The sequence below is a fragment of the Glutamicibacter uratoxydans genome (assembly GCF_050753455.1).
In the GTDB taxonomy this organism is placed as follows: Bacteria; Actinomycetota; Actinomycetes; order Actinomycetales; family Micrococcaceae; genus Glutamicibacter; species Glutamicibacter uratoxydans_A.
Genome location: NZ_CP192736.1, coordinates 1,112,746 through 1,124,859, shown reverse-complemented (window position 1 = coordinate 1,124,859; position 12,114 = coordinate 1,112,746). Strand labels below are relative to the sequence as shown.

The 12,114-nt window shown below is 55.8% G+C and carries 3 protein-coding genes and 3 rRNA genes; all 6 read right to left on the bottom strand.

Features of this window, described 5'->3' with window-relative positions; all coding sequences use genetic code 11:
- Positions 1-11 precede the first annotated feature (11 nt).
- Positions 12-2,156, bottom strand: coding sequence for a hypothetical protein (locus ACQQZ8_RS05180; RefSeq protein ID WP_431711618.1), 2,145 nt, complete (start codon positions 2,154-2,156; stop codon positions 12-14).
- A 275-nt stretch (positions 2,157-2,431) separates the two neighbouring features.
- Positions 2,432-2,548, bottom strand: a 5S ribosomal RNA gene (rrf, locus tag ACQQZ8_RS05175).
- A gap of 165 nt (positions 2,549-2,713) precedes the next feature.
- Positions 2,714-5,851 (bottom strand): 23S ribosomal RNA (locus tag ACQQZ8_RS05170).
- Positions 5,852-6,410: 559 nt separating this feature from the next.
- Positions 6,411-7,936, bottom strand: a 16S ribosomal RNA gene (locus ACQQZ8_RS05165).
- The 16S, 23S and 5S rRNA genes sit together here, the layout of an rRNA operon.
- Before the next feature lie 568 nt (positions 7,937-8,504).
- Positions 8,505-9,812: a tyrosine--tRNA ligase gene (gene tyrS / locus ACQQZ8_RS05160; RefSeq protein ID WP_431712144.1), complete on the bottom strand. Its 1,308-nt coding sequence runs from the start codon at positions 9,810-9,812 to the stop codon at positions 8,505-8,507.
- Between the two features lie 41 nt (positions 9,813-9,853).
- Positions 9,854-12,088 (bottom strand): HelD family protein, encoded by a 2,235-nt coding sequence (locus ACQQZ8_RS05155; protein ID WP_431712143.1) that lies wholly within the window; start codon positions 12,086-12,088, stop codon positions 9,854-9,856.
- Positions 12,089-12,114 lie beyond the last annotated feature (26 nt).

Genomic DNA, 12,114 nt, shown 5'->3' with positions numbered 1-12,114 from the left:
CTATCTATCCCCTACTTTTGGTCCTCAGCATCGAACTCTTCAATATCAAGTTCGTCGTTTTCACGGCCTAGTTCGGATTCCAGTTCGTCTTCCGGCTCATCGTCTTCATCTTCATCGCTCTCCTGTGCAGTGAAAGAAGAAGATTCTTCCTCGAGCATCTGATCGTCCTCGGAAACCACGGTCAGCTCGTCCTCGGCTGCTGCCTGTGCAGGAGTCTCGGCGGTCTCGGTTGCCGGGTCCAGCAGGTCTTTGGCCCGTGGACGTTCAGTTTCTTCGTCGAGTTCTGGGGCCAGATCGTAGATGAAGGAATCGTCATTATCTGCTTCGACTCCTAGGGCACGTTCAGCCACAGTGATCTGCTTGCGCCACTGCTGAGCTTCCTCGTTCCGGCCAGCTTCAAGCAGCAGATCCGCGTAGGCGCTGAACAAACGTGGGGTGAACTTAAAAGCACGGTTGAAGTCCAGCTGCGGAAGAGCTTCCAGCTCGGCCAGGGCCTTATCCAGCTGGCCGAGGTCAGCGTAAGCGCCGGCGGCCACGATGGTCATTTCGACCTTGATCGCGGTGTCCAGTTCCGCACATTCCTCACTATGCGCAAGTTCAATGGCCTTCTCGGCACGTCCCAGACCACGCAATGAGTCAGCAATCAATGGCAGGTTGTAGTCCGAACCGCTGATGCGCCGGTGGGTGCGCAGTTCACGCAAGGAATCAGCGAACTTGCCCGCATGGTAGGCAGCGATACCTACGGCTTCGCGCACAACAGCAACTCGGCCACCACGTCGGGAAGCTGCCAGAGTGTGCTCATAGGCCAACTCGGGATCGTCTTCAAGCAGGCGTCCAGCCATGACTAGGTGCTTAGCGACCCAGCTCTGGCTACGTTCTTCCAAGTAACGCAGCTGTGCTCGTGCAACCTTGTCTAGTTCCTTGCCAGTCACGTCCTCGTCAATATCTGGTGAGGCATTTCGGTCCGGACGGTTGGAGATACGCAGGTCGCCAGGGTTGTGAGCTGGTGCAGTCTTAGCAGAATCATCACGGCGATCATCACGACCACGGTTGTTCTCACGGTCCCCACGGTATCCGCCACGGTTGTCATCGTTGCGGCGGAAGTTATCGCGCTTTTCACCATCGCGACGGAAGCCACCACGGTTATCATCACGACCACGGTTGTTCTCGCGATCGCCACGGTATCCACCGCGGTTATCGTCATTGCGGCGGAAGTTATCGCGCTTCTCGCCATCGCGGCGGAAGCCACCACGATTATCGTCGTTACGGCGGAACCCATCACGATTGTTGTTCTCGCGGTCCCCACGGTAACCACCACCGTTATCGTCATTGCGGCGGAAGTTATCCCGCTTCTCGCCATCACGGCGGAAACCACCACGATTATCGTCGTTACGGCGGAAGCTATCGCGGTTGTTGTCGCGGTCGCCGCGGTATCCGCCGCGGTTGTCGTCGTTGCGGCGGAAGTTATCGCGCTTCTCGCCATCGCGGCGGAAGCCACCACGGTTGTCATCGTTGCGACGGTTGCTGTCGCGATCTCCACGGTATCCACCGCGGTTATCGTCGTTGCGGCGGAACCCATCACGATTGTTGTTCTCACGGTTCCCGCGGTATCCGCCGCGATTGTCATCGTTGCGGCGGAAGTTATCGCGCTTCTCACCATCACGACGGAAGCCACCGCGGTTATCGTCGTTGCGACGGTTGCTATCGCGATCGCCACGGTATCCACCGCGATTATCGTCATTGCGACGGAAGCTGTCCCGCTTCTCACCATCGCGGCGGAAGCCACCACGGTTGTCATCATTTCGGCGGAAGCTGTCGCGGTTGTTGTCACGATCGCCACGGTATCCACCGCGGTTATCGTCGTTGCGGCGGAAGCTGTCCCGCTTCTCACCATCACGACGGAAGCCACCACGGTTGTCATCGTTACGGCGGAAGCTGTCGCGGTCCCCACGGTATCCACCGCGGTTGTCATCGTTGCGGCGGAAGTTATCGCGTTTCTCGCCATCGCGGCGGAAGCCACCACGGTTGTCATCGTTACGGCGGAAGCTGTCGCGGTCCCCGCGGTATCCACCACGGTTTCCATCAGAACTGCGTGGGCCTGAGCCGCGTGAGTCGTTGCGCTCTCCATCAGAGTTACGGCGAAATTCATTTGACATGAAAAGTAATCCTTTCAGCGGCCCTAAGTATTCACCGCAACCTTCGTGCCCGAATGTCGGGACACTTCACTATTAACTATATAATCCGCGCAAACGCGCGGAAGCTCCCTACAAGTCTAGGTGAGTATTCCCTAGATGAATCCAGAAATCGAGAAAGTGTGTCGAGATACTCAACAGCCCACAATTCGAATCAAAGCGTCCCGGGAATGAATACCACCCGGTTAAATGGGTGAGGCCCTGACACACAAGTATCAGGGCCTCAAACCACAATAATAGTCCGGCGGTGTCCTACTCTCCCACACCCTCACGAGTGCAGTACCATCGGCGCAATGGGCCTTAGCTTCCGGGTTCGGTATGGGACCGGGCGTTTCCCCCACGCTATGACCGCCGTAACAGCCTCGAAACAACAAACAAACACGACCAACCCTGCAACCACACACACAAGCGTGTGTGGTTGGTGAGGTTGTTATCTCGTAACCATATAGTGAACGCGAACACACAAAAGAATTCTGTCTACCCAACCCACCACAAAAGAGGGTGGTCGGGTGTTTTGTTGGTGTTGATAAGTCATCGGCCTATTAGTACAGGTCAGCTACACAAGTCTTCAGTCCTTGCTTCCACATCCTGCCTATCAACCCAGTGGTCTAGCTGGGGGCCTCTCACACCACAAGGGTGCATGGAAATCTCATCTCGAAGCAGGCTTCCCGCTTAGATGCTTTCAGCGGTTATCCCTTCCAAACGTAGCTAATCAGCGATGCACTTGGCAGTACAACTGACACACCAGAGGTTCGTCCGTCCCGGTCCTCTCGTACTAAGGACAGCCCTTCTCAAATTTCCAACGCGCGCAGCGGATAGGGACCGAACTGTCTCACGACGTTCTAAACCCAGCTCGCGTACCGCTTTAATGGGCGAACAGCCCAACCCTTGGGACCTACTCCAGCCCCAGGATGCGACGAGCCGACATCGAGGTGCCAAACCATGCCGTCGATATGGACTCTTGGGCAAGATCAGCCTGTTATCCCCGAGGTACCTTTTATCCGTTGAGCGACGGCCCTTCCACACGGTGCCGCCGGATCACTAGTCCCGACTTTCGTCCCTGCTCGAGCTGTCACTCTCACAGTCAAGCTCCCTTGTGCACTTACACTCAACACCTGATTGCCAACCAGGCTGAGGGAACCTTTGGGCGCCTCCGTTACTCTTTAGGAGGCAACCGCCCCAGTTAAACTACCCATCAGGCACTGTCCCTGAACCAGATCATGGTCCGAAGTTAGGTGACCGGTACAGCCAGAGTGGTATTTCAACGATGACTCCACCTGAACTAGCGTCCAAGCTTCACAGTCTCCCACCTATCCTACACAAGCTGCACCGAACACCAATACCAAACTATAGTAAAGGTCTCGGGGTCTTTCCGTCCTGCTGCGCGTAACGAGCATCTTTACTCGTACTGCAATTTCGCCGAGTTCATGGTTGAGACAGCTGGGAAGTCGTTACTCCATTCGTGCAGGTCGGAACTTACCCGACAAGGAATTTCGCTACCTTAGGATGGTTATAGTTACCACCGCCGTTTACTGGGGCTTAAATTCTTAGCTTCGCATTACTGCTAACCAGTCCTCTTAACCTTCCAGCACCGGGCAGGAGTCAGTCCGTATACATCGTCTTGCGACTTCGCACGGACCTGTGTTTTTAGTAAACAGTCGCTTCCCACTGGTCTCTGCGGCCCACACCCGCCTCCAAGGAGCAAGTCCTCTTCACGGGGCAGGCCCCCCTTCTTCCGAAGTTACGGGGGCATTTTGCCGAGTTCCTTAACCATGATTCTCTCGATCGCCTTGGTATTCTCTACCTGATCACCTGTGTCGGTTTCGGGTACGGGCGGACTGGGACCTCACGCCGATGCTTTTCTAGGCAGCATAGGATCACCAAATCACCCACCAAAGTGGGCGCCTATCAGGTCTCAGAAACATGAACAGCGGATTTACCTACCGTTCTTCCTACACCCTTGGACCAGGTCAATTCCATTGCCTGGCTCGGCTACCTTCCTGCGTCACACCTGTTAATACGCTGACCTCACAGCCTCGGTTCCCAGCCCCGCACACCACAACAACACCACAAGGGCGCCGTACGCAATGATTGGAGGTGGTTAGCATCAACTGCTCAGTATGGGCGGTCCTTCGCCGGTACGGGAATATCAACCCGTTGTCCATCGACTACGCCTGTCGGCCTCGCCTTAGGTCCCGACTAACCCAGGGCAGATTAACTTGACCCTGGAACCCTTGATCATTCGGCGGACGGGTTTCTCACCCGTCATTCGCTACTCATGCCTGCATTCTCACTCGTGTAGCCTCCACCACTGGTTTCCACCGCGGCTTCACCGGCCACACGACGCTCCCCTACCCATCCAAACCACTGGACCACAAAGGCCTATGACATGTTTGAATGACGCAACTTCGGCGGTGTGCTTGAGCCCCGCTACATTATCGGCGCGGAATCACTTGACCAGTGAGCTATTACGCACTCTTTCAAGGGTGGCTGCTTCTAAGCCAACCTCCTGGTTGTCACAGCAACTCCACATCCTTTTCCACTTAGCACACGCTTAGGGGCCTTAGTTGGCGTTCTGGGCTGTTTCCCTCTCGACTATGAAGCTTATCCCCCACAGTCTCACTGCTACGCTCTAACTTACCGGCATTCGGAGTTTGGCTAAGGTCAGTAACCTTGTAGGGCCCATCGCCTATCCAGTAGCTCTACCTCCAGTAAGAAACACGCAACGCTGCACCTAAATGCATTTCGGGGAGAACCAGCTATCACGAAGTTTGATTGGCCTTTCACCCCTACCCACAGCTCATCCCCTCCATTTTCAACTGAAGTGGGTTCGGTCCTCCACACGCTCTTACACGCGCTTCAACCTGGCCATGGGTAGATCACTTCGCTTCGGGTCTAGACCGTGCCACTCAAACGCCCTATTCAGACTCGCTTTCGCTACGACTACCCCACACGGGTTAACCTCGCGACACAGCACTAACTCGCAGGCTCATTCTTCAAAAGGCACGCCATCACACAGGACAAGCCCATGCTCTAACGGTTTGTAAGCACACGGTTTCAGGTACTATTTCACTCCCCTCCCGGGGTACTTTTCACCATTCCCTCACGGTACTGATTCACTATCGGTCATCAGGTAGTATTCAGGCTTACCAGGTGGTCCTGGCAGATTCACACGGGATTCCTCGAGCCCCGTGCTACTCGGGCACCTATACAAGAACGGCAGACACGCATTACACCTACGGGACTATCACCCTCTCTGGTCCGGCATTCCAACCGATTCACCTATACGCCCGCACCTCGCTCCGCCAACTAGATAGAGTCAGCACATATAAGCCCCACAACCCCGATGATGCAACGCCTATCCGCTATCACACACCAACCGGTTTAGCCCCATCCGCGTTCGCTCGCCACTACTAACGGAATCACTATTGTTTTCTCTTCCTGCGGGTACTGAGATGTTTCACTTCCCCGCGTTCCCTCCACGCAACCTATACATTCAGTCACGGGTCACACCACATAACATGGTGCGGGGTTTCCCCATTCGGAAATCCTGGCCTCAACGTCCGGTTATCGACTCCACCAGGCTTATCGCAGATTCCCACGTCCTTCATCGGCTCCTAATGCCAAGGCATCCACCGTGCGCCCTTAAAAACTTTCAACAAAACACTTTGCAAAAAGCCTCAAAAATAATTGAGCAACAAAACAATCAACAAAATCACAAAACAAGACTCAAACATCACACAAACCCGCGACAACAGGCCCATGCAACTCATCTCGTTCTATAAGATGCTCGCGTTCACTATACAGTTCCCAAACAACAACCCCACACCCCCAAAACCACCACCCACAAACCGGGGCAATAATCTCAAAGACACAGGACAAGGCCACACCAAAACCAGCACAACCCCCCCAGCACCCAGCCAAAACCAGACACCAAAAAAGGGGGGCCATGAAAGCTTGTTGCCTCAAAACCCAACAGCATGCCAAACCACACAAACCACACCACACCCCTCACCCGCTTTCCCACACCACCACCCCAAGAGGGACGATCATGCGTACTCACAAGCAAAAAACGCGACACAGCCACAGCCAACACCCACACACCACCAACGGCGCATGTTTCCCAGTGTTGAGTTCATTGATATTCCACCCATGAGCAACCCACCCAAACAACACTCGTGTCTGGCATGAGCAACCAAAAAATGGTTAGCTCCTTAGAAAGGAGGTGATCCAGCCGCACCTTCCGGTACGGCTACCTTGTTACGACTTAGTCCCAATCGCCAGTCCCACCTTCGACGACTCCCCCCACACAAGGTGGTTAGGCCATCGGCTTCGGGTGTTACCAACTTTCGTGACTTGACGGGCGGTGTGTACAAGGCCCGGGAACGTATTCACCGCAGCGTTGCTGATCTGCGATTACTAGCGACTCCGACTTCATGGGGTCGAGTTGCAGACCCCAATCCGAACTGAGACCGGCTTTTAGGGATTAGCTCCACCTCACAGTATCGCAACCCATTGTACCTGCCATTGTAGCATGCGTGAAGCCCAAGACATAAGGGGCATGATGATTTGACGTCATCCCCACCTTCCTCCGAGTTGACCCCGGCAGTCTCCCATGAGTCCCCGGCATAACCCGCTGGCAACATGGAACGAGGGTTGCGCTCGTTGCGGGACTTAACCCAACATCTCACGACACGAGCTGACGACAACCATGCACCACCTGTGAACCAGCCCCGAAGGGAAGGACTATCTCTAGCCCGGTCTGGAACATGTCAAGCCTTGGTAAGGTTCTTCGCGTTGCATCGAATTAATCCGCATGCTCCGCCGCTTGTGCGGGCCCCCGTCAATTCCTTTGAGTTTTAGCCTTGCGGCCGTACTCCCCAGGCGGGGCACTTAATGCGTTAGCTACGGCGCGGAAAACGTGGAATGTCCCCCACACCTAGTGCCCAACGTTTACGGCATGGACTACCAGGGTATCTAATCCTGTTCGCTCCCCATGCTTTCGCTCCTCAGCGTCAGTAAATGCCCAGAGACCTGCCTTCGCCATCGGTGTTCCTCCTGATATCTGCGCATTTCACCGCTACACCAGGAATTCCAGTCTCCCCTACATCACTCTAGTCTGCCCGTACCCACCGCAGAACCAGGGTTGAGCCCTGGTCTTTCACGGCAGACGCGACAAACCGCCTACGAGCTCTTTACGCCCAATAAATCCGGATAACGCTCGCGCCCTACGTATTACCGCGGCTGCTGGCACGTAGTTAGCCGGCGCTTCTTCTGCAGGTACCGTCACTTACGCTTCTTCCCTACTGAAAGAGGTTTACAACCCGAAGGCCGTCATCCCTCACGCGGCGTCGCTGCATCAGGCTTTCGCCCATTGTGCAATATTCCCCACTGCTGCCTCCCGTAGGAGTCTGGGCCGTGTCTCAGTCCCAGTGTGGCCGGTCACCCTCTCAGGCCGGCTACCCGTCGTCGCCTTGGTGAGCCATTACCTCACCAACAAGCTGATAGGCCGCGAGTCCATCCCCAACCGATAAATCTTTCAACCACCCACCATGCGGAAGGAAGTGATATCCGGTATTAGACCCAGTTTCCCAGGCTTATCCCGAAGTCAGGGGCAGGTTACTCACGTGTTACTCACCCGTTCGCCACTAATCCACCCAGCAAGCTAGGCTTCATCGTTCGACTTGCATGTGTTAAGCACGCCGCCAGCGTTCATCCTGAGCCAGGATCAAACTCTCCATAAAAAAATAAAAAGCCACCAACAAGCCCCCCAAGGAAAATCAGGGAACCACAACGTTGATGTAGTCCTGGCGAATAAAAACCACTCAAGAAACACCACACGGGGGTGCGGCATCCTCAAGCAAAAAATGTTTCGTATTCACCAAACAAAAAACATTCGGTATCAACAAACTTGGCACACTATTGAGTTCTCAAACAACAAACACTTCCGACACCACAACCCACCACCAAAGGTGAGCGCTTCGCTTCGGAGCAACTTCCCAACCTTACCACACCGTGAACCCGGTTCAAACCAAACCGGAACCCTCAGTGACTAGCAAGGAAAGTCTTTGTGAAGACCAGGTGAACTTCCCGCTTTCGCGGCGTGTTCCTCGCTGGCAACAAAGAAAAACTATACGCAGGTTTCCACCACCACGCAAATCGAGCCTTGCCTCAGCAGAATCCGCGAGATTCCGGGGCAAAACCGGGTTTACGGGAACTAGATAGCGAAAAACCGCCGAGAATGTGCTGTGGTTCACAGGATTTCGGCGGTTTTATCGCTTTGTTCATTCCGAGGAATGTTTGTACCGGGGCTTAGGCCAGTTCGAGCACTGCCATGTTCTTCTTGCCTCGACGAATGATGGCATAACGTCCGTGCAGGAAGTCAGCCTCACTCAACTCGGTGTCAGGGCCACTAACTTTTGCGTTATTGACGTAGGCACCACCTTCGGAAACGGTACGACGTGCTTCGGACTGCGACTTACTCAACCCACTGGTCTGCAGGACGTTGAGGATGCCCAGACTATCTACCGAAATCGTTGCGGTAGGCAACTCTGCGATAACCGCCTGCAAGGTTGGCAGATCAATTTCGTTTAGTTCGCCGTTACCAAAGACTGCTGCCGAGGCGGCAATAACCTTCTCGGTGGCTTCGACGCCGTGAACCAAACTGGTCACGCGCCATGCAAGCTCGCGTTGTGCCTTGCGCTGATGTGGACGCTCGGCAACTTCGGTCGCCATGGCTTCGATTTCCGCACGCGTCATAAAGGTGAAGACCTTCAGCCGCTCCAGCACATCGGCATCGGCGGTATTCAACCAGAACTGGTAGAAGGTGTACGGGCTACAAAGCTCCGGATCCAACCAGATAGCGTTGCCCTCGGACTTTCCAAACTTTGTGCCATCCGAGTTGGTAATCAATGGGGTACCAAAGGCGTGGACGTGCTTACCTTCAACCTTGCGGATCAGCTCGGTACCGCTGGTGAGGTTGCCCCACTGATCGGAACCACCGGTCTGCAAGGTGCAACCGTACTGACGGTTGAGTTCCAAGAAGTCGAAGCCTTGCAAAACCTGGTAGGAGAATTCGGTGTAGCTGATGCCTTCATCCGAGTTCAGGCGTGCTGCCACGATCTCTTTTTTGATCATGGTGCCCACACGGAAGTACTTTCCAATGTCACGCAGGAAATCCAGCGCGCTGACATCACGAGTCCAGTCGAGGTTGTTAACCAGACGGACGGCGTTCTCACCCTCAAAGGACAGGTAGTTCGAGACTTGTTCCTGCAGGCTGGAGACCCACTCGGCAACGGTTTCGCGGGTGTTCAATGTGCGTTCGGCGGTCTGGCGCGGATCCCCGATCAAACCGGTGGAACCACCCACCAGAGCCAACGGCTTGTGGCCGGCCAGCTGCATCCGTCGCATATTGAGCAGCTGCACCAGGTGCCCCAAGTGCAGTGACGAAGCGGTGGGGTCGAACCCGCAATAGTAAGTGATCGTCTCCGTGGCCAGAGCCTTTTCTAGCGCGGCTTCATCGGTGGATACATGGATCAAGCCACGCCACTTCAGTTCCTGCCAAATATTCTCGAAGCTTGGATCGTTACTTTGTTCCGCTAGTGCGGGATTCTGCTTAATTTCAGACACGAGTCAAGATTAGCAAAATCCGCACGCGGTGCTTAGTTCGTGCGTTGCTTTACGGCGAAGCCTGCGGGTAGCGCTTTGGCGTGCACCACGTGTAGCCGCTGCGTGGTGCGTGTCATGGCCACATAGAGATCACCCACGCCGCCATCGATTTCGCTCACCAGCTCGGCCGGCTCCACTATGATGACCCCGTCAAATTCCAGACCCTTGGACTCACGTGCGGAGATGACGACGATGTTCTGCACGATGCCACCGGAACCGGTACCGACCCGTTCGCCATATTCCTTCTGCAAGGCATCGCGGTATGCTTCGAGCTTGTCCTGCGGCACGATGACGGCCTGCAGTCCACCGGCGGCATACTCCAGTTCGGTGGGAAGCACCCGTTGAAGTTCATCCAGTAGGTACTGCTCTTCAGTGGACGTGAAAAGCGGTGGCCAGTCCCCTTCGCGGACAGCTTGCGGGGTGGTGATCCGCAACCCGGCAGCCTGCGCCACCGCGGTAGCGGCCTCAGCAATCTGGGCCGGGGTGCGATAGTTCACGGTTAATTCATCAAGACGGAAACGGTCCCCCATGAATGGTTCCAATGCTTCGCCCCAACTCAGCGCACCGGAGGCCGCCGATGTCTGGGCGATGTCACCGACAATGGTGAAGGACTTCATCGGGCACCGCCGCATCAGTAAGCGCCATTGCATTGGGGAAAGCTCCTGCGCTTCATCCACCACAATATGGCCATAGGCCCAGGTCCGATCCGCGGCAGCACGCTCGGCCGCGGTACGCCGCACAGCGGTTTCCTGATTCACCGCGGCAATCTGTTCCGCAGTGACTACCCCGTCAATTCCAGCATTTTTCAGCATGGTGTCCATATTTGCCAAGGCTGCCGTGGCATTTTCCACGTCACGGTCATACTGCGCGGTGTTCAGCGCATCGCGCGGATCGATGAACTCCCCGAGCAGTTCGGCTGCTTCGTCAAGCAGCGGTATATCAGCCTCGGTGAAGGCAGATCCTGCCGGACGGTACAGGCTGGCACGTTCCACAGCGGATAGCTGCGGTGCCGCGGCCTCCATAAGATACGGCTTGGCATAAAGCTCTTCGAGCAGTCGTTGCGGTGTCAAAGGCATCCAGCACAAATTCAGTGCGATCCGCACATCCTCGGATTCGCGTACTTCCTGCGGCAGATAGCTCCGGTCGGCCGCAGAAATCTGACCGGATGATTCTTCGAGCTGGCGTTTCATCTGCTCGGCTAATTCGCCCACCAGCGTCTTCACGAAGGTTTCGCGCGCCTGGTTATAAGGTTTCTTCGTATGGCGGGCCCGGTCGCGGGCATGACGCACCATTTGCCGGGTCAAGGTCAACCGGGTTCCTTCAACAACCACGGTGCGGTCCGCACTGAGCAGACGCTGACGATTACGCACCGCCTGTGCGATCACCTTCGCCATTGAAAGTCGACCCTTGACCGCGGCGGTGTCGCGCCGAGTTTCGGATATCGCATGCAACCCTGGATAGAGCTCACCGAGGGAACTCATCACCACGCCGGTTTCACCCAGCGAAGGTAGTACGCGCTCAATGTAGCGCATGAAAGAGGTAGAAGGGCCGACGATCAGTACGCCTGCGTTCTTCAGACGTTCGCGGTATTCGTACAAGAGGTAGGCCGCACGGTGTAGCGCAACCGCGGTCTTACCAGTACCGGGACCACCCTGGACAACAATGGTGCCAGCAAGTTCGGAGCGGATAATCGCGTCCTGTTCAGACTGAATGGTGCCAACAATGTCGCCCATGCGCCCGGTACGTTTTTCCCGCAAGGCCGCCATGAGCGCCCCCTCACCGTGGTGAGTGTGCCCCTCATCCAGCCAGGTTGGGTCCAGCACATCATCTTCCACCCCGGCCACGGTTCGACCCTTGAGAATCAAGTGACGACGGCGGCGCACACCCATTGGTTGCAAGGCGGTCGCTTGATAAAAGGGGGCGGCTTCGGAAGCCCGCCAGTCCACCATGAGCCGGTTCAGGTCCTCATCGCTGATGCCGATGCGGCCAATGTAGCGTGGCCCCTGGACTCCGGATTCCTGATCGTGCTTCGTACCGTTGAGGTCCAGCCGACCGAAAACTAGGCGCTCTTCCACCGCTTCAAGCTGCGCGATGCGGTCCTCATAGAGGGTGGCAAAGGAGTCACGTTCGGACTGATTCTGGAAAGAACCCACCGCGCCGGTAGCTCGAGTGCGGCTAAGCTGCTCAATTTTTTCGGCTCGTAGTTCATCCAACCGTTGGTACAGCATGCCGACATATGCCGACTCATCCAACA

What these genes read in the sequence shown, in the direction of transcription:
- ACQQZ8_RS05180 (WP_431711618.1), bottom strand. Translation starts at nt 2,156, where the DNA reads ATGTCAAATGAATTTCGCCGTAACTCTGATGGAGAGCGCAACGACTCA.
- ACQQZ8_RS05155 (WP_431712143.1), bottom strand. Translation starts at nt 12,088, where the DNA reads ATGCTGTACCAACGGTTGGATGAACTACGAGCCGAAAAAATTGAGCAG.